Below are 22,931 nucleotides of genomic sequence, written 5' to 3'. Positions count from 1 at the left end.
GCGACCCGCTAAGTTTAGGCATCACAACCCAAACCCATGAGATTTATAGTTAAGCGTTTAAGATGGTCATCACCGGTTGGACTCGCGCTGTTCGCCGGGCTATTGCTGGTGGTAACGGTTTGGCTGAGCTTGGGTTTTACGCCGCAACCGTTGCTGGTCAATCGCGCCAATGGTTCTTATGCGGTCACGGACCGCGACGGTCGCTTGCTGCGGCTGAGTTTGACCTCCGACGAAAAATACCGTTTGTGGACGCCGCTGGCGGAATTGCCGCAAACCTTGCGGGATGCGACGCTGCGTTACGAAGACCGATGGTTTTACCGACATCCCGGCATCAATCCGGTATCGCTGCTGCGGGCGGCGTGGAGTAGTTTGATTGTCCAGGAGCGTTGGATAGGTGCATCGACGCTGACCATGCAACTGGCGCGGCAGCGCTGGCGGCTGAAAACTTCCAGTCTGTCGGGCAAGTTGCGGCAAATGGCTTATGCATTGTGGTTGGAGCGGCAGTTTAGCAAAGACGAGCTGTTGGAAGCGTATTTAAATATCGCTCCTTACGGTGCGAATATAGAAGGCGTGGCGGCGGCGGCCTGGATTTATTTTCACAAGCCGGCTAGTGAATTAAACCGCGATGAAGCTCGGGCCTTGGCGTTGATTCCGCAAAATCCCAGTGCCCGGGCACCCATGAATCAAGCCGCAAGACAACGTTTGCGGCAAGCTTGGCGGTTGGCCTACGGCAACGAGCCGGGTTTCGAACGGCTGTGGTTTCGCCAGCGCAGCGATTTACCGTTTCGGGCGCCGCATTTTGCCGAACGTCTGCACGATTTATATCCGGAGGCTGCTACCTTGGTCTCTACCCTGGACGGCACCTTGCAATCGCTCAGCGAAACCTTGCTGGCCGGCTTTCTGCGCCAGCATCGTTTGCAAGGTATCGCCAATGCCACTGTGATGGTGGTACATGCGCCCAGCATGGCGGTGCGGGCTTACCTGGGATCGGCGGATTATTTCAACCGGCGGATACAAGGTTTTGTCAACGGCCTGAAAGCGCTACGTTCCCCCGGTTCGACCCTGAAACCCTTCATTTATGCCCAGGCTATCGCGCAGGGATTGATCACGCCGGATAGCCGGGTCAAGGATACCCCGCTGCGGATGGGCTATTATCAGCCGGAAAATTTCGAGCGCAATTTCTACGGGCCGTTGTCGGCCACCGACGCGTTGGTGCGCAGCCGTAATATTCCGGCCATCAGTTTATTGGCGCAATTGGAAAAGCCGACTTTTCATGCGTTTTTGTTGCAGGCCGGTATTGCTATCCCCAAGCAGGCCGCCAATTACGGTTTGAGCTTGGCGATCGGCAGCGCCGAGATTTCCATGGAGGATTTACTGCGCCTGTATGGGCTGCTGGCAAATCGAGGCAGGCTGCAAAGCTTGCACTGGTTACGAGATGCCGGGCCGGATACAGGCCAAGCGCCGATGCTGCCGGAAGCAGCCTTTTTGGTGCGGGAAATGCTGGAAAACAATCCGCGACCGCAACGCAGTTTCGGCGGCCGCAGTTTCGGGCAGCAGCAGGTTGTAGCCTGGAAGACCGGCACCTCGTCCGGCCTCAAGGATGCCTGGGCCATCGGCATGATGGGGGATTGGCTGGTCGGGGTGTGGGCCGGCAATTTCGACGGCAGCCCCAACAGTCATCTGGTCGGACGCGAACTGCTCGGGCCGTTGTTGTTCGACATTTTCGACGCTATCGCTATCGAACGCCCGGTAGCGGCCGCGGAGGCCCCGCCTGCCGGCTTGAAGCGCATCGACGTGTGCGCGTTGTCCGGGCAACCCATATCGCGCTGGTGTCCGTATAAAAAAACCGGCTGGATGATTCCCGGCGTATCGCCTATCCAGGCCTGTACGCTGCATCGGCCGATCCGTATCAACCCGGTCAACGGTTTACGGCAATGCCCGGAGGAAGAAAGCGCCGGTGAAACCCGGGTGGCCGAGTTTTGGGATAGCGACGAGCTTGAGGCTTTCCGGCAGTCCGGGGTGCGTCGCGACATACCGCCAGCTTTCGAACGGCCCTGCGCGCAGATCTCGGCCAGCGATGCGGCCACGGAACCGCCGAAAATAGTCTCGCCGCAAGCCGGTGTCAGTTATCCGGTGCGGGCCGGGCAACCGGGCAGTATCGAATTCAGCGCGGTATCCTCGGCGGGCAAAAGCCGGTTGTTCTGGTTCGTCGACGATCATTTTGCCGGCGAGGGCGCTACGCTACTGTGGCCGGCTAAACCGGGCAATTATCAGGTCGTGGTGGTTGACGGGCAGGGCAGGGCGTCGACTGTCGAGTTGACGGCAATGGCGGCAAAATGATCGGTAAAGGATTTCGCCAGAATCAGTTTACATTTAGGCTTTGTTGTTGGAGTACAAACCCAGCTTTGTACTCCGGAATTCGTTTTTAAATGGTAGTGCGGAACCTGGGTTTTTTGCCCAGGAATGCTGAAAATATAAACTTTGGGTTTATAGTAGGCCGCTATGGATAAATTCAACAACATGCAGGTGTTTTGCCGGATTGTGGAGCTGGGTACTTTTTCCTCCGTCGCCAAGGAAATGAAGTTGTCGACCATGATGATCAGCAAATATATGGCGGCGCTGGAGGCGTCCCTGGGGGTGGTGCTGTTGAATCGAACCACCCGCAGCCTGAGTCTGACCAGCGCCGGCGAAGCCTATTACAATCGCGGCAAGCAATTATTGGAAGATTTGGCCGAGCTGGAAGCATCCACCACCCAATTGGGGGAGAGGGTCAAGGGCCAGATCAAAATCAGCGCGCCCATCGATTTCGGCGGCATTTATATGGTGCCGGCCATAGAGCAGTATGTACGCGTTTATCCGGAGGTCAAGGTGTTGATGAGTCTGGATAATAAACCACCCAACTTACGCAACGGCAGTTTCGATGTGTCCCTGCTGGTGACCGATAAACTGGACCAGGGCGTGGTGGCGCGCAAGATCGCCGAAACCGAGCTGTGTACCTACGCTGCTCCGGCCTATCTGGCCGAGAAAGGCTGCCCCAACACGATAGACGACCTGATCCAACACCAGTGTCTGCATTATGTGGACACGCCGCATGGCGATTACTGGCTGTTTAACGTGGACGGCGAGCAGAAAAAAATCAAAACCGATTGGGTGTTGGCCTCCAACAATGGTCGGGCCTTGTGCCAGGCGGCGGCCTTGGGCATGGGTATCGTACAGGCGCCGCGTTTGTCGGTGGTGTCTTATTTGCAGAGCGGCGAATTGGTGGAAATCCTCCGCGATTACCGTCGGCCGGCACTGGCGATTTACGCCACCTATCTGCAGCGGCGTTTTTATCCGGCTAAGCTGACCACCTTTATCGATTTCTTATTAGCCTATTTCGAGCGTTAAAAGGCTAGATTCCCGCGCCAGCTCGACAATAATTGCCTATGTTGCTCCCGATTGGGCAGGCCGGGTCTTGCGCCCATTTGGGTGCAGCAAAATGCGCCGGCCGCGCTGGCGAAATACAAAATGTCCAGCCAAGCCATTTTTGCGGCGACAGCGGCTGCAAACGCGCCGTGAAAGGCGTCGCCGGCACCGGTGGTATCGACGGCGGTCACCGGCGGCGCGGGCAGGCTGCCTTGTTCATGACCGCGTTGCCAGATTAAGCCGCTTTCGCCCAGTGTGATGACCACGTTGGGAGACAGGGCGGCCAGTCTGGATAATGCGGTGTTTGCGTTCACGGCATATTGCAGGGCGAATTTTTCCGAACAAACCAAATAATCGACTTTATCCATCAAAGCCTGGGTGCCGGTGTGCAGGGAGCCGGCATCCAGTACCGTGGGGATGGCGTTGTCGATTTTATCCAGTAAAGCCAGCGACAGTCGCGGTTCATGGCCATCGAATAAAACGGTTTTTACAGCGATATCGGAAAAATCAATGGTGTCGGCGGGCAAGATTTTGGTATCGCCTTTGTAATTAAGCAGGGCGCGTTTGCCATCGGGTTTGACTAAAACTACCGAAAGCGGCGTCGGAGCGGGGCCGCGAACAATAAGCGTTGTGTCGACGCCGGCCTGCTGTAATTCCGCGTAATGGCTATTGCCATAGTCGTCAAGGCCCAAGTAGCCGGAAAAGGCGGCTTTATAGCCCAGTCTGGCCACGCTGACCGCCGCATTGGCGGCCGGTCCGCCGCCGCACTCCAATAAGCTGTCGGCAAACAGTTTTTCATCTTCTCCGGGATGATGGGGCACCGAGAATACTAAGTCATAGCTGGCATGGCCTAGGCAGAGTACGTCCAGGCTTACGCGGGTATCAGGCATGGGTGAATTTCCGATATTGGGCACTGGGATGCGATTAAATATAGTGGCTATGCGTATTATTTTAGTCTCGAAACCGCTGTGGCCGGCAAGAATTTTGGCTTTTGCATCAGCGACATGAGGCTTGCCCGATTGTTTAATGGGGGGCTTTTGGAGATAATGGCTGTCAAGTTAATAATTTACGGTTGGAGCATAATGAATGAACTGATATCGTCGGGAATCGAGCTGATGTTAATCGGTATGGGCATGGTGTTTAGTTTTTTGGCGATGTTGATCGTTGCCATCAAAACGATGTCCTCGCTGATTCTGAGATTTTTTCCGGAATTGCCCGCGGGGCAGCATCCAGGTATGCATCATGGCGATGATCTGGGTACTATCGCCGCCATCAGCGCGGCAGTTCTTCAATACCGCAAAAAATATCAAAAGAAAGATTAAGCTATGCCCGAATAGCGATTCGGGCATAGTGGATACACTACTCACAAGGTAAACAAACCCCGACCCAAAAGGCAGCTTAAGGAGAAATAAGAGTGGCAAAGGTAAAAAAACCTTTAGGAATTACAGAAGTCGTGTTACGCGACGCGCATCAGTCAATTCTGGCAACCCGTCTGCGTATCGAAGACATGTTGCCGATTTGCGAGCAGCTGGATCAAATCGGTTATTGGTCCATCGAATCCTGGGGCGGGGCTACCTTCGACGCCTGTATCCGTTACTTGGGCGAAGATCCCTGGGAGCGTTTGCGCTTACTTAAAAAAGCCATGCCTAACACCCGCCAGCAGATGCTGTTTCGCGGCCAAAACATTTTGGGTTATCGCCACTATGCCGACGATGTAGTGGATAAATTCGTCGAACGTTGCGTGGTTAACGGTATCGACGTGTTCCGTATTTTCGATGCCATGAACGACATGCGCAATATCGAACGGGCGGTCAAGGCCGTGCTGAATACCGATGCGCATGCGCAAGGCACCATTTCCTATACCACCAGCCCGGTGCATACCATCGAAAAATGGGTCGAACAGGGCCGCATCATAGAAGACATGGGCGCCCATTCGATCTGTATAAAAGACATGGCCGGCTTGTTGACGCCTTACGATGCGTTCGAATTGATCGGCAAGTTGAAAAAAGCCGTTTCGATACCGATTCACATGCAATGCCACGCCACTACCGGTTTGAGCGTCGGTACCTATATCAAGGCCATCGAAGCCGGTTTGGATAACGCCGATACCGCGATTTCGTCCTTGAGCATGACCTATGGTCACAGTCCTACCGAAACCATTGTTGCCAGTCTGCGAGGCCAGCCCAACGACACCGGGCTGGATTTGGTGAAACTGGAAAAAATCGCCGCATATTTCCGGGAAATACGTAAAAAATACGCCCAATTCGAAGGCAGCCTGAAAGGTGTCGACGGCCGTATTCTGGTTTCCCAAGTACCGGGCGGTATGCTGACCAATATGGAAAGCCAGCTGAAAGAACAGGGCGCCGCGGATAAGTTTGATGAAGTGTTGCTGGAGATCCCACGGGTGCGGGAAGATTTGGGTTTTATTCCGTTGGTAACGCCGACTTCGCAAATCGTCGGCACTCAGGCGGTTTTGAATGTGTTGTCCGGCGAGCGCTATAAAAATATCAGCAAGGAAACGGCCGGCATTTTGAAAGGCGAATATGGCGAGGCCCCGGCTCCGGTCAATAAAGAATTGCAGGCTCGGGTTCTGGACGGCGCTGAACCGATTACCTGTCGCCCCGCGGATTTGCTGCAGCCCGAAATGGATAAACTGGTAGCGGAGGTCAAACGTAAAGCCGGCGAGGAAAGCGTCAAACTGTCCGAGTTTGTTGAAGAAGATGCATTAATCGACGGCATGTTTGCTCAAGTGGGTTGGAAGTTTCTGCAGAATCGGGGCAATCCAGCCGCATTCGAGCCGGCACCGAATCCTGAAGAGGCCAGCGCGATTGCCGAGGCGGCCAGCCAAACGGCTGCCGGCGGGACCGGCCCCGTCGAGATGTATACCGTCAATGTGGACGGCCGCAGTTACAACGTGGCCGTCGGGCCCGCCGGCTCCAATATTTCCGTGCAGGCGACAGCTTCCGGTTCGCCGGCCGGTCCGGATCTCGTCATTACTCCGCCGATTATCAGCGGCCATGGCGTGGTGGTTTCTCCTCTGGCCGGCGTGGTGTTGAAAGTGAATGTCAACGTGGGGGCGCACATAGACGAAGGCGATGTAGTCATGGTGATGGAAGCCATGAAAATGGAAACCGAAATCCGCGCCAAAGTAGGCGGCATAGTGAGTGCTGTCAATGTCAAGCAGGGCGATAGCGTGTCGGTTGGCGACGTGTTGGTCACTCTATAACAATGCATGCGGCGGGCGTTTTGCTCGCCGTTTCGTCTGAAACAATCAAAGATCATTCATGGAAAATTTAACACTGTTGTGGGAAAGCACCGGCCTGTACAACTTTACCGGGCCGCAAGCCGTCATGATGGCGGTGGGATTCCTGCTGCTGTTTTTAGCGATCAAAAAAGGTTTTGAACCCTTGTTACTCCTACCCATCGGTTTCGGCGCCATTCTGAGCAACATTCCGGTTGCCGGCATGACCGATGAAGGCGGGGTACTTTACTATTTGTACGGCGGAATTAAATCCGGCATGTTTCCGCTGTTGATTTTCATGGGCGTGGGGGCGATGACGGACTTCGGACCCATGTTGGCCAATCCCAAAACCCTGTTTCTGGGGGCGGCCGCCCAGTTCGGTATTTTCGCTACCCTATTCGGGGCGCTGGCCTTGAATGTGGTGCCGGGTATGGAATTTAATCTGAAACAGGCGGCGGCGATTGCCATTATCGGCGGTGCCGACGGGCCTACGGCTATCTATGTGGCGTCCAAATTGGCACCGGAATTACTGGGAGCCATCGCGGTGGCCGCATATTCCTATATGGCATTGGTACCCCTGATTCAGCCGCCCATCATGCGGGCCCTGACGACTGTTGAAGAACGCAAAATCGAAATGCAGCAACTGCGTTCCGTCAGCCAGACCGAAAAAATCGTCTTCCCGTTGATGCTGATTACTTTAACCGCCTTATTGTTGCCGTCCGCGGCACCCTTGATCGGTATGTTTTGTCTGGGCAATCTGATGAATGCATCGGGTGTCGTGGACAGGTTAAGTAAAACCGCCCAGAACGAATTGATCAACATCGTCACAATTTTTCTGGGTTTGTCGGTCGGTTCCAAACTAAGCGCCGACGCATTTTTGAAAGTGGAAACCCTGGGCATTCTGGGCCTGGGCGCCATCGCGTTTTCAATCGGTACCGCCAGCGGCGTCATCATGGCCAAAATCATGAATCGTTTCAGCAGCACACCCATTAATCCGTTGATCGGTGCCGCCGGCGTGTCGGCCGTGCCCATGGCGGCACGGGTGGCCAATAAAGTGGGTCAGGAGAGTAACCCCTACAACTTTTTGCTGATGCATGCCATGGGGCCGAATGTGGCCGGCGTAATCGGCTCCGCGGTTGCCGCCGGTGTGTTGTTGAGCCTGATTCGGTAATGGCTGGCTGACCTGTTAATTCCCTGCTCGACGACGACCGATGCTGCCATTCGTGTAGTTCTCAATCGTCTCCGCCGCAAAAAAAGCGGGAGACGATTGATTCGAAATTCCGGCAAGCCTGTTCTCAATATCGATCGATTCGTAGCGCTATGCTGGGCTTATAGATGCTGGCGGCCTGATAACACGTTGCGTAGCATGCGCTATCCTTTCCCGACCGGATTGTTATAAATACGACAAATTTATGCCGCGCCTTTTAGCGTAACCCTTGGGCGAATATGAATTAATCCGGGTTTGCCGGTCTGGTCTGTCTCTTGCTTGGATTTAGTTAATCGTTACTTACCGAGCCCGAACCATGTCCAGATACTTGTCTTCTATCTCCGTGTCGCCGGCACAACCGTTTTCGCATAGTCGGGCGGGGCGCTGGTTTCAATGATGATTGAGTTTCCGCTAAAACTGGCTGTCGCCACTAAAGAAGGCATGGCGATTAGCGAGCACTTCGGTCACGCCAAGCAATTTCATATTTACGCCGTCTATCCGGACCACTGCCGGTTTATCGAAACCCGTCAGGTGGCGCATTATTGTCTGGGTCAGCACTCCGATCAATCCGCCATGGCCGGTATTTTGGAGGCAATAAAGGATTGTCATGCGGTATTTGTTGCCAAGATTGGCGAGGGGCCAACCGAAAAGCTCAATAACATCGGGGTGCGCGCGGTGAGCCGATATGCTTATCAGGCTATCGAAGCTTCGCTGCTCGAGTACGTTGGCCGGGTGGCTGCCGGCGAGGCCGAACATGAATTCTGACCAGATCATGCAGTGGTTGCGGCTGCATCCCTTAACACCGATTCACGTCGATTGCGCCACCACCGTAATGCTGAAGATTTTAGACGGCAAATGCAAAATGCCCGAGGCGGAAAAACAAGTGATGGCGTTGCTATACGATGCCGTCAAAACCCAACCTGGACAGGTGTTAGCGGCCGATCTGCATCAATTAATCGCTGCAGCCGTTGTGAATATCGATGACGAGTTGAAAAATCGCATCTATGAACAACGATTGCTGGCGGAATCCACGCTGTCCCGGCCGGTCATGAAAGGCTTTAAAGCCATGATACGCCAGCTGGGTTTGCTTGACGGCGTTAACGAAACAGAGGAAGTCTGAACCGGTTTATCTGCTAACCCCAAATATGAGCCATTATGACCACTTACGCCATAGGCAGTGTTAACGGCGATTACCAAGCCCTGCTAAGGCTGCTGGAAAAAATTACTTTCAACCCGGACGTCGACTGCCTGTGGTTTAGCGGCAATTTGGTCAATGGCGGCCCGGATTCACTGGCGGTATTAAGGTTGGTGAAGGATTTGGGTAAAAAAGCCGTCAGCGTGCTGGGTGACGCGGAATTGTATTTGTTGCAGCGGGCCGCCGGTGTCGCCGAACCGAACGCAAACGATACCCTGGACGAGATTCTGAATGCGCCGGACCGGGACGAGCTGTTGAAATGGTTACGCCAGCGCGGGCTGATACACCACGACAGCAAACGCAAATTCACCCTGGTACACGCCGGGATTCCGGGGGCCTGGAGTTTTAGCCAGGCTTTGACTTTCGCCTGTGAAGTCGAATCAGCGTTGGCAAGTAATAAATATCAAGCCTTTATGGAAAACCGCCGCCAGGACCAAACGCGCTGGCATGCCAAACTGACCGGCTGGAAACGGCTGAATTTTATCGCCAATGCCTACACGCTGATGAAGTATTGCAACGAACAAGGCAAGTTGGATTTTCTGGCCAGCGGCGCCATGCAAAATCAGGTCGAAGGTCTGATGCCTTGGTATCGGCAACCGGAACGCGGCACGGCTCATTTGCATATTTTATTCGCCGACGATGCGGGTTTTGCCGACCAGCCGTGTCCCGGCATTTATCCCTTGCCAGCTGTCGATAAACTGAGAGTGCTGACCGTGGGTGACTGATGAGTGGTCGAATCTTAACGGCATCCGTATTTGACAGGCATAAAACGCCAGGGTCCTCACCCAAGCTATCGATGCTTGCGGGTTAACGCATTTTAAAACCGGCACGATATCAAGATTTGAGTTTTCGGATCGTCACTGCTGGAGACGGCATATATCCTGGTCTGCGGGAAACATCTTAATCAATGCATTCAAGCTTCGGCCGCGCTGATCAATGGATTTTTGCGGATTTCTTGGAAGAGGCGTTCCGTTTCGCAGGTATGGTTAATCACCCCGGCTTGGGTGTATCTTGCTGGATCTTGTCACCGTACAACCTTTTCAAGGTGTCATATTTTGGTGTTGGCGGGCGGCAGCTCGACTATTTCCCAACGCCGTTACTGCTTTTGCACGTCTTTATCATAAATACTTGCCACTGTTCGAACAAACCACAGCGGCCTATTTAATATGACAGGAAATGCGATTAACGCTGTCACCGGGATGGGGGCAATATCAACAATAAATAACCCCAGCAAACTCAGAAAGCATTTAATCCTGGTTCGCCTGGTTTGCTTTTTAGAATCAGGTGAAACCCTGTTTTGAAGCGGCGGCTGTCTTTCATATAAATTCCCAAGCAGATTAAAGAACCAACCCGGGCGTGCAATGACAATGTACATGCCCATCAGGCAGGTGGGCGACAACGGTCCGAAGCCTATAACGGCAAAGACGGCAAAGACGACAAGGCATTTAAGTTGGGTAGGATTCATAGTGCGGTGCCGTTATAAGCAATGTTTTTTAGGCGTGAGAACAGTAACACAATACTCAGCTCAACATCCCTTATCGGCAGCGGTCTTATGCGTCAACGCCGGCAACACCAACAAGCAGCAAATCAATGTCAGCGAAATACCAATGGACAGCAATACTCCCATACTGGCGGTGCCGGCATGCGTATTGAATGCCAGGCTGGAAAAGCTGCATAAAGTAGTCAAAGCACTATAAAACACCCCACGTGCCGCACTGGTTTGCAATAAATTATGTTCTTCCCGTTGCGGATGCTGCAAGCGATGCACGATGTGTATGCCGCTGTCGACGCCAATGCCCAGCAATAGCGGCAGCACGATGATATTGGCAAAATTGAAGGGATTGTTCAGTAGCACATTTGCGGCGGCGGTCAACAGCGCCGCCAGCAATAAGGGCGTGATGATCAGCAAGGAGGTTTTCAGGCTACGCGTTTGTACCAACAACAATAGGATGATCATCAGCAAGGCACTGGTAAAGGCCTGGACAAAAGCGGCGACAATAGCTTCGCCGGATTTGACATCGCCTATCGGCAAGCCGAATACTTGCGGGTAAGTGGCTAACAGGGCATCGACAAAAGCCTTGAGATACTCGGGATTATTCAAATCCTGCTCAGGTAATATCAGTACCCGATAGATGCCGCTATCGCTGCGCCATTGCCTGCGGATGTAGTCCGGCAAGTCGTTGATGCCAAATGCCGATGCGGTTAAACCGTCACGCAGTTGCAGCATCGTGTACGGCATCAACTCGAACAGGCTCTGTTCCAATTTTGAGTAGGTTGCCGGCGGATTTTGACTGTGATCCGCTTCTCGGATGAAATTCGAGGCATCTTGATGCAGCTTTGCAAGCAACTCATGCCCTGCGACCGGCGAGGGCAGTGCGATGGTTTTTTGCAAACTGTCGACCAACTTCAACAAGGCGCCATGCACATCGGCTTGTTCGCGCGGCTGCGCAAAACGATTCAGCTGCGTCGGCATGATCAAATTCAGATTGTCGATGAGCGCCAGTTTTTCATCCTGTTGTTCCGGCACCAAACTACTTAAGGTGATGGCTTCGTGGACGCTGGGCAATTTTGCGAATTGGGCGGCCAATTGATCGGCTTGGGGCAGGCTGTCAGCCAGTGCCGAGCTCGCGAACGGTGAGTCGGTTTTGCTGCTAAGCAGCTTTTTAAAGGCGATGACTGATTGGGTGTTTTGATCGCGTAAATTGACCGGGTTGGAATCGAATGTCAGCCTTGTCAACATCAAGCTTGCCCCAACCGCCAGCAGCAAGGCGCAGATGCGGATGGCTCGGGCATGTCGGAATGGAAAGTCATAAGCCCAATCCGGTAAAAATGAGCGGTCGTTTGTAGATAAGGTGGACAAGGGCAGCAGCTTCAGCAAAGCAGGCAATAAGGTCAGTGACACCAGCAATCCGATAAAAATGCCGACGCCGGCGATGATGCCTAACTCCGATACGCCCTTGAAATCAGTGGGGATGAAGGCAAAAAAGCCGATCGCCGTGGTAAATGCGCATAAAAACAGCGGGATGCCGATAGTCTCGAGAGTCTTGGCGATAGCCGGCTCACTCGGCATGCCCTGTTGACGGTATTCCTTATAACGTAAACAGAAGTGGGTGGCATAATCGACACCCAGACCAATGTATAACACCGCAAAAGCCACGGATATCAAATTCAGATGGCCGATCGCCAGTGCCGCAAAACCGGTGGTTAGCGCCAAACCGACAATCAGCGCGACAAAAGTCACCAACAATAGGCGCAAAGAACGAAAACCAATCCACAGTGCGCCGAGCACCAACAATAATGAGGCCAGGCTGGAAATCGCCATGCCGCGGCTGACGGTTTCCAATTCCTCATGCTCGAGCGGCACTTCACCCGTGAAATTCAGCCTAACGGCGGGGTATGTAGAGGCTAGCTCCACGGCCAGGCCGCGTAAATAGTCCATGGCTGGTTTAGCCGGCATTAGTTGCGTGAAATTCAGATGCGGTTTGGCAATCACCAAACGTCGCGTCTGGTCGCGGCTGAAATCGGCTGCCGTCAACAGCGTTTGCCATGAAACGTAATGTGGCTGACCCGTGCCGATTTTTACGATGGCTTCGTCGATGGCGCTTAACAAGGGATCGAGCGGCATGGCTAACGCTTGCTCGCGACCCTGCAACGCCAGCGATATGATATCCATCAGACCGGTAAAATGGTAATGATTGGACAAATAGCCGATAAATGGCTGCGCATCGATCAGTTTGTTGGATAATGTTTCCAGATCGGAAAGGTTGAGGTATAAAAAGCCCTGCTGCCGGAAAAACGGGTTGTCATCCGGCATATAGCTCGACTCGAACAAATCCGTTTTTGTTTGCAAGCGTTGGTTGACAAGTGCTGCAACCTGCGCCGTTTGCTCCGGAGTGGGGGATTCCACCATAACGATAATTGCGGACGCGTCCAATGGAAATGCCTGGTCCAGTTTCTGCCTGACTTTCTGAAAGGGTAAGTCAGGCGAGAGCATTTCGGAGGTGTTGTTGTTGATGCCTAGGTGATCAACGGTATAGCTTATGCCGATGGCACTGACGGCGATAAACAGCAGTAGAATCGGCCAAGGAAATCGCAAGGCTAGCTTGGATAAACATCCTAACAGGCGATCGGTTAGATTTGGCAGCTGTTTACCTGTCATTGAAATAACCGAGCGATTTTGTCATTGCCTTTCTGATCCAAGTGTTGATAAGAGCAGTTTAATTTGCCGGAGACCTATTCGCACGACCTATAAAAAATTTTATATTTTTTTTACAGATCGGTTGACTGTTCCATGGCTTATATTAAACGGCTTACTTATGTCTTGAGCGGGTCATCAGCTTGCCCCATTCAAAAACATTTGCATACAAATCAGCCGACGCGCTGCCACTCCACTTGGAACCAACTTCCCCCGCATGGATAACCTGTTACTCATTCTTGGAGCAATATTATTAGTCTTTATAAACGGTTACTTTGTCGCGCTCGAATTTAGCCTAGTCAAATTAAGACCAACCCGTATCAAGTCCATTCAACAATCCGCGGGTTGGCGGGGCCAAGTACTCGCTAAAGTGCATGCCGATCTGGACGCCTATCTTTCTGCTTGCCAACTGGGCATTACGCTAGCGTCGTTAGGTTTGGGCTGGGTAGGCGAACCGGCTTTTGCCGGTTTACTCAAGCCAGTATTCTTAATGCTGGAAATTACCTCGATCGAATTAATCCATACCATCTCCTTCACCTTTGCATTTTGCACGATTTCATTTTTACACATCGTGGTGGGCGAACAGGCGCCTAAATCGATGGCTATTCGAAACCCGGAAGCCATCGGTCTGTGGGGCGCCGGCCTGCTCTATTTGTTGTATTGGGTGATGTATCCCGCCATTTGGCTATTGAACGGCAGCGCCAATCTGGTTTTACGTCTGGCCGGACTGAAGGAACATCATGGTCACGAAAGCCATTATTCAACTGAAGAAATTCAGTTAATACTGCGAGCCGGCCGCCCAGGCGGAACCTTCAGTAATCAAGAGTGGAAGCTTTTAGCCAAGGCACTGGATTTCAGTAAATTACAGGCCTCCGAATTGATGCGGCCATTCCATGAAATCACCGCTCTTTATCGCAGTAATACAGTGCGGGAGAATCTGGCTATTGTGCTCGATAGCCGTTTTAGTCGTTACCCTTATTTGGACTCAAACGGCACCGACGTTGTTGGGGTTATTTATTTAAAGGATTTGTTTGTGGCGAGCCAATCGCCTGAAACCGATATCGATTTAGAGCAATATCTACGTCCGATCCGATATGTCCCATCCCATCAGCCGGCGGTGGAGCTGTTTCGGGTGTTTAGCCAAGGTGCGCCGCATTTTGCCTTGGTGGGTCAAAAAGGCCAGAAGCCGCGCGGGTTTATCACGATGGACAATTTGTTGTCCGCTTTGGTAGGCGAAATGCAGGACGAATTCCGTCCCAGCGAGACCGGTTGGCAATTGCAGGATGATGGTTCCTGGCTTGGCAAAGGCAGCTTGCCCAGTTTTGCGTTGGAGCGGCTTTTGGATATCGATATTGAAAATGAACAGCTAGACCTTGAAAACGTCGATTCGGTAGGCGGATTAATTTTAGCCAAGCTGTGCGACATCCCGGAACAGAACGAAAAGGTGTTGTTCGATGCATTTGACGTCACCATTTTCAAAATGGACGGTCCGCGCATAGAATGGGTTAAAGTTAACCGCAAGCCTGAATATATAGCTGAATTGTTAACAATCGACGGCCCCAGCTAACGATGCCCGCTCGGGACGCAGCCGGGGTGTCGACATAAGCCATAATTACCAAATCGTTGAATAATGGTATTTAATCAAGGCAGTTCGTCTATGGAGGCGTCTTTTTCCTTCGGCATCAAGTCCTGCCGAGTCAAGCCCATAGTCAGCGCCAGCGAGCTGGCAATATAAATCGATGAATAAGTACCTTTAACCACCCCGATCAGCATGGCAATCGCAAAGCCATGGATGGTTTTGCCGCCTAAAAATGCGAGTGCCAGTAGTGTCAAAAATACTGTGAATGAGGTTAGAATCGTTCGACTAAGGGTGTCGTTAAGCGCGCAATTGGCAATATCCAACATCGAACCCTGCCGACTACCTCTAACGGTTTCCCGAATGCGGTCATAGACCACGATGGTGTCGTTGATGGAATATCCCACCAAAGCCAGAATGGCAGACAATACCGTCATATCGAATTCCCAGCCGAATACCGAAAAAAACCCCATGGTAATGATGGTGTCGTGAAATAAAGCGGCAATCGCACCCACCGATAACTTCCATTCGAAGCGCACGCTAACGTATATCATCACCCCTATAAACGACAAAAATAACGCCAAGCCGCCGTCGTTGAACAAATCCTCGCCGACCTGCGGTCCCACAAATTCCACTCGGCGCATTTCACCCGGCTGGGCTTGACTGGAATTGGAGACGGAAAGAATAGTTTGCGTCAGTTGTTCCTGATCGGTATCGGCAATTGGCTTCAAGCGTATCAACACATCCTGCGAGGTACCAAAATTTTGCAGATTGGCATCCGGAAATCCTTGTTGTTCCAACGCCCTCCGCATTCGATCCAAATCCACCGATTGCGAATAGTGCAACTCGTAGACGCTGCCCCCGGTAAAGTCAATGCCCAAGTTTAAACCGTTGATGACAAACGAGACAAGAGAACTCAGAAACAGAATGCCCGAGAAAAAATACGCCATTTTTCGCTTGCCTAAAAAATCGATGTGCCGAAGTGGTTTCATGGTTAATTCCAACGTTGATGAAGTTATTCAGATTAAGGTTACGAACCGTAAGAGGATTAGTTTTTCCAAAAAGACGGGGTACAGAGCATCAGCAGCGTAAACACTTCCAAACGCCCCAATAGCATGGCAATGGCACAAATCCAGGTTTGAAAGTCGCTGAGGTTGCTGAAATTGGTGGCGGGGCCTACTTGGTGCAAGCCCGGGCCTGCATTGTTAATGCAGGCAATGATGGCGCTTAGGGCGGATACGGGATCCAAACCGGCGAAGATCAGTGAAAATGTCATCACCACGACCGAAATGAAGTACAGAAAAATAAACGCCAGTACCGCGAAAATGATTTTGTTGGCAACCGGCGTGTCGCCTATCCTGATCGGATGTATCGCATGCGGATGCAAAATAGTGAACATTTCCCGACCGGCTTGTTTCCAGAGCAACAAAGCCCGAAACAATTTGATGCCGCCGCCGGTAGAGCCGGTACTGGCTGTCACACAACTTAGATACAACATCCACCACGGCACGAAGGGCGGCCACTGATCATAGTCGACGCTGACAAAGCCGCAATCGGTGGCGATCGATACCAGATTAAAGGTGACGTGTCGCAAGCCGATGAAAAAATCGTCATAAACGTCAAAGTAATCCAAGTAACCGGTACAGACCAGAATGCTGGCGGCTATTAATCCCAGCATGGGCATTGTTTCCGGGTCGGTCGAATAAGGCTTTAAACTACGCCGAAATAAAACGGTGTAATGGGTGGCGAAATTAATGGCTGAAATCAGCATAAAAATCGTCAACACCAACTCTATTGCAACCGAGTCGAAATAACCGACGCTGGCATCGTGAGTGGAAAATCCTCCCAGGGCCAGCGTGGCAAAGGCATGGCAAACCGCATCGAACCAGCTCATGCCGGCCAGTTTTAAACACAGGATGCACAATAAGGTGATGCCGGCATACACCAGCCAAAGCAAGCGGGCGGTTTCGGTGATGCGAGGGGTGATTTTGCTGTCTTTGACCGGGCCGGCGATTTCGGCTTTGTAAAGTTGCATGCCGCCCACGCCCAGCAGGGGTAAAACAGCTACCGCCAGCACGATAATGCCCAAGCCGCCTATCCAATTCAGTTCATGCCGCCATAAATTTAGCGACGGCGCCAAATGATCCAAACCGACCAACACCGTGGCACCGGTGGTAGTAAACCCGGACATGGTCTCGAAAAATGCATCGGTAAAGGATAAATTCGGAATGCCCCACATCAATGGCAGTGTCGCGGCGGAGGCCATCAACCCCCAAAAGAAAGCCACCAACAAATAACCGTCGCGGTTTTTCAACTCGCCACGCCAACGTAAAGTGCTACCCGCCAGCAGAGTCCCCGCGCCGATATTAATTGACATGCCATCCAAAAAATAATGGGCCATGCCGTCGTGATAAAAGAAGGCTGTCAGCACGGGCAAAAGATAAGTTAAGCCGAATACCATCAGAATCAGCCCCAAAACAAAGGCCAAGGTACAAAAACGCTGCATGATTAATACGCCTGTTTTCGGTAGCCAGTATCCGAGATACCGAACGGCAATAGGGTTATATCGAGAAGCACGGTTTGTTTACGGTCGGGACTTGATTTCACTTTCGCGCACACGTTTGGCAAGATGCGTTGAACGCCAAAACAACAGACCGCCGACGGCGGTCAAGCCCAGTAAAAAGTGGGTTTCGTAATGTTTTATTTCGCCTAACATGGCTTTTGCAACATCGCCGAACTCAAATCCCAGGTAACCGATTGCAACCGCCCACAGCGCGGCTCCCAGGCCATTCAGCAGAAAAAATTTGCCCGGATGCATGCGGCTGGCGCCAATCACAAACGGAGTAACATTCCTAATTCCGTATAAAAACCGAAAGCCCAACACGATTTTGATTGGATGCCGAAGCAATAAATCAAAAACCTTGTCGGTTTTGCTATGCCACAAGGGACGCTTTTCTAAAAATGCGATGCCTTTGTACCTTCCCAAATAAAAAAAACTTTGGTCACCGGCAAATGTGCCCGCAAATGCCGTGACTATCACCCACGGTAACTGGAAATATCCGCTATAGGCCAAAAAGCCGGCGATCACCAAAACGGTTTCGCCTTCTAAAAAAGTGCCGATCAATAAGGCCCAGTATCCGTAGTCGATCATCAGTTGATGTAAATCCATGGCTATATGCGAATGATTAAAGCGGCTCGGCTAAAAGGTATTTGCGGATAAGGTACATAAATGCACTGCTTCAGCACGGACTCTCCGGATCTTCATCTTTGTTTGCCGGCGTTTGTGATTTATCGCCCTCCAGCACGGCTTTACGAAAACCGTTGATTGCGCTACCTAAATCCTCGCCCAGGTTTTTTAAACGCTTGGTGCCGAATAGTAATAAGGCAATCGCCAATACCACCAGTAAATGCGGCATACTAAAACCCATCATTCTTCTCCTCGATTAAAAGAAACGAGCATTTAATAAAAAATGCGCGGCGATGCTGGCGATAAAGCCCAGCAATATCGCCGGCATCCATTTCAGGTGTACGCCAAAGCTGTACGCCCCTTTCATTTGCCCCATCAACCCCACGCCGGCCGCGGAGCCAATCGCCAACAAACTGCCGCCCACACCGGCGCTCAGGGTGACCAGCAACCATTGTCCCTGGGAGATATCGGGATGCATGGTCAGCACTGCAAACATGATGGTGCCGTTGTCGATGAATGCCGATAGGATACCGACCAGAATATTGGCGATTGTGGGATCCATGCCGACATATAAAAGGTCGGACATCAGCGTCAAATAGCCGATAAAGCTCAGGCCGGCCACGCTGACCATGATGCCGTAAAAAAATAACAAGGTGTCCCACTCCAAATCCGCCACGCTTTTGAAGACGTCAAACCGATGGTTCTTATTGATTTCGGGAAGTTCGACATTGAACAATTTGTAGACATGTTCAAACGGGCTCCTGGGAGATTTGGGTTCGGTTTTTTGCAGGTAAAAGCCCAGGAATTTCAAGTAAGTCAGGCCGGCCAACATGCCGGCGGCGGGCGGTAACTCCAAGAAGTTTTCGAAACACACCGCAGTAATGATGGTTAATAAAAACAGTACGACCATCGCCAAGGCGCCACGCTTCATGATCGGCGCTTTGCCGATGGCAATGGGCTGTTGCTTGGGAATCCGGAAATGCATGATGCCGGCTGGCACCACAAAATTGATCACTGCGGGAATAAACAACGCATAAAAGTCGGCAAACGGTACCATGCCACTTTGCCAAACCAGTAGGGTAGTAATGTCGCCAAAGGGGCTAAATGAGCCGCCTGCGTTGGCGGCCACTACGATATTGATACAAGCAATGCTGAGAAATGGCCGATTATCCTTACCCATGGCGTAGATGACGGCCCCCATCAGTAAGGCGGTGGTCAGATTGTTGCAAATGGACGATAGGGCAAACGACATCGCTCCGGTAATCCAGAACAATTTGCGGTAACTAAAGCCTTTACTGAGTAACCAGACCCGCAAATTGTCAAATACGCCCCGGTCTTCCATGGCATTTAAATAGGCCATGGACACCATAATGAATAAAAATAACTCGGCATAACCTTCCAAAGCAGAGCGGAAGGCGATACCCGCTTGTTTATCCAACCCACCGGATACATATACCGAGGCAATTAACACCCAAATCAAACTGGCCGCCAATACCATGGGTTTGGATTTATTCAGCTCGATGACTTCTTCAATCATCGCCAATACATAAGCTGCTGCGAAAATTCCAATTGCCGCATAGCCGACCCAATGCTTGGTTAAATCCAAATGTTGGGTTGTGGCGTTATCGGATGCACCGAAAGCCTGGCAAGGCAACAAGCAAAATAACAACAGAAGCGCGAGCTTCATGCGACCAAGTTCCATGCACGATAGGTGATTAAAATTCCAAAAAAAGCGGCTGGTCCAGTCAAGGTCTCGGCTACGGCATTCGACAAAAACTGGAGTCAACCACCAAGAGAGTGGATTATTCCCACGACACTGGAAACTGCAGGCTATCGGTCATGGAGGACTGAAACCGATAAGCTGTTGTAACCGACACGCGTAAATGGCGTGCTTGGTGTCGGCGGATACTTTAGGAAAATACGTCTAAAGATTTTGTAAAAAAAACCTGGCTAGGCATAAAAAGAATATAAAAATTTTCGCACCCCATAGGCTTGGCGCAAATCGTGGCTTAGAATTTCGCCGGTTTTGCAGGATAAGCGCAATTCCATACAACCGCTTGTTGGCGCTTTGCGTGTATAAATGTTCTTTTTATAAATACTTTTCGCCAAATCAATTTCTGTGCGCAACTGCCAAAATTCACCCGTCGACTATCTTGGGCTTAAAGAACCTCGGCCTTACCGGATAGAACCGTATTTACGGCGTAACTCTTTACAGGGTTGGGCAGGGTATGTCTGGGCGATATTGATCACTGCCATCAATGCCTTGATCGGTCATGTTTTGTATCAGCGGTTGGAGTTATCCAATCTGGTGATGGTGTTTTTACTGGGTGTGGTATTTATTGCCATGCGCTTCGGCCGAGGGCCATCGATAGTTGCCTCGCTGCTGGGCGTGGCTGTATTCGATCTGTTTTTCGTCGCGCCTTACCTGAGCTTGTCGCCCGCCAATAGCCAGTATTTAATTACCTTGCTGGCGATGCTGGTGGTGGCGATCGTGATCAGTAATTTAATGATTAACGTTAAATCGCAGGCCAATATTGCCGCCTATCGAGAACGCATGGCCACTGCGTTGTACGCCATGAGTAAGGAACTGGCCACCTGCCAAACCGAGCACGAAATCGTCTGCACGGCCATCAGGCATCTGTCCCGCGAATTCAACAGTCGCGCCGTGATTTTGTTTGCCGATGCAGTGGGTCAATTGCATTATCCTCATGCGCCCGAGTTACCGGAATCCTTGCGGGCCGCCGATTTATTACTGGCACAATGGTCGCTGGATAACGACAGCCTGGCCGGCCGCGACTGCCCTAGCCAAACACGGTATTTTCCGTTACACGATGAAGACAAGGTCATGGGGGTACTGGCGCTGTTACCCCGCGATTCGGTGTGCATTGACCTGCCGGAGCAACAGCAATTACTGGAAACCTTGTTACGACAAATCGCCCAGGCACTGTCGAGGTTACGCTTTGCCGAGCAGGCTAAATCGACACAGATTCAAATTGAAGCCGAGCGCTTGCGAAACGCGCTGCTCAGCGCGATTTCACACGATTTGCGCACGCCGCTGTCTACCATCATCGGTTCGGCCAGCGCTCTGGCCGATGACGAAGGGCATTTGCAAGCATCCGATCGCCTGGATTTAAGCCGCGCTATCGTTGATGAAGCCGAACGCATGACCTTGTTGATCAACAACTTATTGGATATGGCTCGACTGGATGCGGGCAAGGTTGAGCTGAATAAACAATGGTATCCGGTCGAGGAAATCATCGGTTCGGTGTTGACCCGTCAGCACAAATGTCTGCAAAACCGACCGGTAAAAGTCACCATGCCGCCCGGCATACCCATGTTGTATGTCGATGCCGTGATGATAGAACAGGTATTGATCAACTTAATTGAGAATGCGGTTCGCTACACGCCGAAAGCCAGCGGCTTGGAGATTACCGTGGATACCGCCACGCAAACGGCCAGAATTTCGGTGGCCGACCACGGCGCCGGTATTCCCGAGGGAATGGAAGAAAAACTGTTCGAAAAATTTTATCAAACCCGCAACGAAGCCGCCCAAAGTGGTGTGGGTTTGGGGTTGGCGATATGCCGCGCCATTGTGGAAGCCCACGGCGGGCGCATCAAGGCGCACAATCGTCCGGAAGGCGGGGCGGTATTTAAGCTTGAACTGCCGCTGGATCAAACACCGCCCGAGTTGGCCCCGGAAGACGAATAGCCCTGCGTATGTCAAAAACCGACCCCATCATTATCGTCATCGAAGACGACCCGGCTATCCGTAAATTTCTGCGCACCAGTTTGAGTACGCAAGGCTTTAGCGTTTTCGATGCCGAGACCGGTAAGCAAGGCATTATCGAGGCCGGCATGCGTAAACCCGATTTGATGATTCTGGATTTAGGCTTGCCGGATATGGATGGGGTGGAAGTCATCAAGGCGATACGGGCTTGGTCAGGCATGCCCATCATCGTACTGTCGGCACGTAATCACGAACAACATAAAATCGATGCTCTGGATATAGGCGCCGATGATTATCTAACCAAACCGTTTGGTTTCGGCGAATTGTTGGCGCGCATCCGGGTTGCGCTGCGGCACGCCAACCGGGCGTCGGAAAGTCCGCAAGGCGAATTATTCAGTATCGACAACCTGAATATCGATTTGCTGAATCGTATGGTGAGTGTCGATGGGCAAGAAGTTCGGCTGACCCCGATTCAATTTAGATTGCTATCGGTATTGGTCAAACATGCCGGAAAAGTCATGACCCATCAACAAATACTCAGAGAAGTATGGGGACCGTCCTATCAGGAAAATGCCCATTATTTACGCATCTATATGAGCCAGCTGCGGCAAAAGCTGGAACAGAATCCTACCCAACCGCGTTTTTTACTCACGGAATCCGGCGTTGGCTATCGCTTTAAAATTTAATCCGATAGAGTGGAATACACCAGCCAATCGGCTGCCGAATACTGTCATTAGCCGTTAATTACCCTGTTTTTCGTTATTCATCTTTTCTCAATGCCGGCCACTTTGCTGTTTATGGCGGTTATTTTTTATCGTTGGCCAATCCGGTATTTGCGGCAGCCGAAATCAGTAATTTTTTGGATGCCTGGAAAGGCGGGATATTGCCCAGCAATACTAGCGACTTTTGATGATGGTGATGTGGATTTTTACGGCCGTGCGCTAGCGCTGCTACAAAAATATCATTACCCAGCCAGCCTAGCCACAGTGGGTTCTTGGCTGGAAGAGGGGCTGTATTGGCGTGAATTCCTACCGCTTATTTCCACAGTGTAAATTCGAGAAGCGTGCCCGGTTTAGTGTCGCCAGATCAGGCTGCAGCGGCACGATCAACCGTCTATTTCGCAAGCCGAGAGGCAGTTTGAATTTCGATGCAAACCAGATACTACAACAAAAATATTTCGTGATTGCTATCACGAAGT

20 protein-coding genes are annotated in these 22,931 nt (G+C 51.7%); 12 read left to right on the top strand and 8 right to left on the bottom strand.

The window, feature by feature from the left end; translation table 11 throughout:
- The first annotated feature begins 36 nt into the window (after positions 1–36).
- Together pbpC and M0R33_RS01290 are read left to right on the top strand one after the other, a co-directional pair.
- The gene (gene pbpC / locus M0R33_RS01295) at positions 37–2,340 is read left to right on the top strand and encodes a penicillin-binding protein 1C (RefSeq protein ID WP_292563861.1); all 2,304 of its coding nucleotides are present in this window, start codon (positions 37–39) and stop codon (positions 2,338–2,340) included.
- Positions 2,341–2,502: 162 nt separating this feature from the next.
- Positions 2,503–3,387, top strand: a complete 885-nt coding sequence (locus M0R33_RS01290) for a LysR family transcriptional regulator (protein WP_292563859.1) — start codon at positions 2,503–2,505, stop codon at positions 3,385–3,387.
- On the opposite strand, the gene M0R33_RS01285 is transcribed toward M0R33_RS01290, so the two are convergent.
- Positions 3,384–4,295, bottom strand: a complete 912-nt coding sequence (locus M0R33_RS01285; RefSeq protein ID WP_292563856.1) for a PfkB family carbohydrate kinase — start codon at positions 4,293–4,295, stop codon at positions 3,384–3,386. The genes M0R33_RS01290 and M0R33_RS01285 overlap by 4 nt on opposite strands.
- Before the next feature lie 78 nt (positions 4,296–4,373).
- Here M0R33_RS01285 and M0R33_RS01280 point away from each other — a divergent pair, with 78 nt between their 5' ends.
- From M0R33_RS01280 to M0R33_RS01255, 6 genes are all read left to right on the top strand, one after another.
- Positions 4,374–4,727, top strand: coding sequence for an OadG family protein (locus tag M0R33_RS01280; RefSeq protein WP_366042950.1), 354 nt, complete (start codon positions 4,374–4,376; stop codon positions 4,725–4,727).
- Between the two features lie 92 nt (positions 4,728–4,819).
- Positions 4,820–6,631 (top strand): sodium-extruding oxaloacetate decarboxylase subunit alpha, encoded by a 1,812-nt coding sequence (oadA, locus tag M0R33_RS01275; protein WP_292563854.1) that lies wholly within the window; start codon positions 4,820–4,822, stop codon positions 6,629–6,631.
- Between the two features lie 58 nt (positions 6,632–6,689).
- The gene (locus M0R33_RS01270) at positions 6,690–7,817 is read left to right on the top strand and encodes a sodium ion-translocating decarboxylase subunit beta (protein WP_292563852.1); all 1,128 of its coding nucleotides are present in this window, start codon (positions 6,690–6,692) and stop codon (positions 7,815–7,817) included.
- 429 nt (positions 7,818–8,246) lie between these two features.
- On the top strand, positions 8,247–8,618 hold the full coding sequence (locus M0R33_RS01265; protein ID WP_292563849.1) for a NifB/NifX family molybdenum-iron cluster-binding protein: 372 nt from the start codon (positions 8,247–8,249) through the stop codon (positions 8,616–8,618).
- Positions 8,608–8,973, top strand: coding sequence for a hypothetical protein (locus M0R33_RS01260; protein ID WP_292563845.1), 366 nt, complete (start codon positions 8,608–8,610; stop codon positions 8,971–8,973). The genes M0R33_RS01265 and M0R33_RS01260 overlap by 11 nt, the downstream gene beginning before the upstream one ends.
- Before the next feature lie 35 nt (positions 8,974–9,008).
- Positions 9,009–9,773: a symmetrical bis(5'-nucleosyl)-tetraphosphatase gene (locus M0R33_RS01255; RefSeq protein WP_292563842.1), complete on the top strand. Its 765-nt coding sequence runs from the start codon at positions 9,009–9,011 to the stop codon at positions 9,771–9,773.
- A 371-nt stretch (positions 9,774–10,144) separates the two neighbouring features.
- Here M0R33_RS01255 and M0R33_RS01250 read toward each other — a convergent pair whose 3' ends face one another.
- Together M0R33_RS01250 and M0R33_RS01245 are read right to left on the bottom strand one after the other, a co-directional pair.
- Positions 10,145–10,513, bottom strand: a complete 369-nt coding sequence (locus M0R33_RS01250; protein ID WP_292563840.1) for a hypothetical protein — start codon at positions 10,511–10,513, stop codon at positions 10,145–10,147.
- A gap of 60 nt (positions 10,514–10,573) precedes the next feature.
- Positions 10,574–13,207, bottom strand: coding sequence for an MMPL family transporter (locus tag M0R33_RS01245; RefSeq protein WP_292563837.1), 2,634 nt, complete (start codon positions 13,205–13,207; stop codon positions 10,574–10,576).
- Positions 13,208–13,460: 253 nt separating this feature from the next.
- On the opposite strand from M0R33_RS01245, the gene M0R33_RS01240 reads away from it, so the two are divergent.
- A complete protein-coding gene (locus M0R33_RS01240; RefSeq protein ID WP_292563834.1) occupies positions 13,461–14,810 on the top strand; it encodes a hemolysin family protein in 1,350 nt (449 codons plus the stop codon).
- A 74-nt stretch (positions 14,811–14,884) separates the two neighbouring features.
- On the opposite strand, the gene secF is transcribed toward M0R33_RS01240, so the two are convergent.
- From secF to nhaD, 5 genes are all read right to left on the bottom strand, one after another.
- Complete coding sequence (secF, locus tag M0R33_RS01235) at positions 14,885–15,811, bottom strand: protein translocase subunit SecF (protein ID WP_292563832.1); 927 nt, start codon at positions 15,809–15,811, stop codon at positions 14,885–14,887.
- 56 nt (positions 15,812–15,867) lie between these two features.
- Positions 15,868–17,325 (bottom strand): potassium transporter TrkG, encoded by a 1,458-nt coding sequence (locus M0R33_RS01230; RefSeq protein WP_292563829.1) that lies wholly within the window; start codon positions 17,323–17,325, stop codon positions 15,868–15,870.
- A 78-nt stretch (positions 17,326–17,403) separates the two neighbouring features.
- Positions 17,404–17,988, bottom strand: a complete 585-nt coding sequence (locus M0R33_RS01225) for a DedA family protein (RefSeq protein ID WP_292563826.1) — start codon at positions 17,986–17,988, stop codon at positions 17,404–17,406.
- A 70-nt stretch (positions 17,989–18,058) separates the two neighbouring features.
- Complete coding sequence (tatA, locus tag M0R33_RS01220; RefSeq protein WP_292563892.1) at positions 18,059–18,247, bottom strand: twin-arginine translocase TatA/TatE family subunit; 189 nt, start codon at positions 18,245–18,247, stop codon at positions 18,059–18,061.
- 15 nt (positions 18,248–18,262) lie between these two features.
- Positions 18,263–19,693 carry a sodium:proton antiporter NhaD gene (gene nhaD / locus M0R33_RS01215; protein ID WP_292563823.1) on the bottom strand — a complete coding sequence of 477 codons (1,431 nt, stop codon included), beginning with the start codon at positions 19,691–19,693 and terminating at the stop codon, positions 18,263–18,265.
- 432 nt (positions 19,694–20,125) lie between these two features.
- Between nhaD and M0R33_RS01210 the strand changes: the two genes are divergently transcribed.
- The 3 genes from M0R33_RS01210 to M0R33_RS01200 all read left to right on the top strand — a co-directional run bounded on the left by M0R33_RS01210 (position 20,126) and on the right by M0R33_RS01200 (position 22,785).
- Positions 20,126–21,715 carry an ATP-binding protein gene (locus tag M0R33_RS01210; RefSeq protein WP_292563821.1) on the top strand — a complete coding sequence of 530 codons (1,590 nt, stop codon included), beginning with the start codon at positions 20,126–20,128 and terminating at the stop codon, positions 21,713–21,715.
- 8 nt (positions 21,716–21,723) lie between these two features.
- A complete protein-coding gene (locus M0R33_RS01205) occupies positions 21,724–22,419 on the top strand; it encodes a response regulator (RefSeq protein ID WP_292563818.1) in 696 nt (231 codons plus the stop codon).
- 90 nt (positions 22,420–22,509) lie between these two features.
- Positions 22,510–22,785 (top strand): polysaccharide deacetylase family protein, encoded by a 276-nt coding sequence (locus M0R33_RS01200; protein WP_292563815.1) that lies wholly within the window; start codon positions 22,510–22,512, stop codon positions 22,783–22,785.
- Positions 22,786–22,931 lie beyond the last annotated feature (146 nt).

Origin of the sequence: Methylomonas sp., from assembly GCF_023228165.1 — a bacterium.
Lineage (GTDB): Bacteria > Pseudomonadota > Gammaproteobacteria > Methylococcales > Methylomonadaceae > Methylomonas.
The sequence above is the reverse complement of the archived record's forward strand: the minus strand, read 5'-3'. Positions and strand labels throughout refer to the sequence as shown.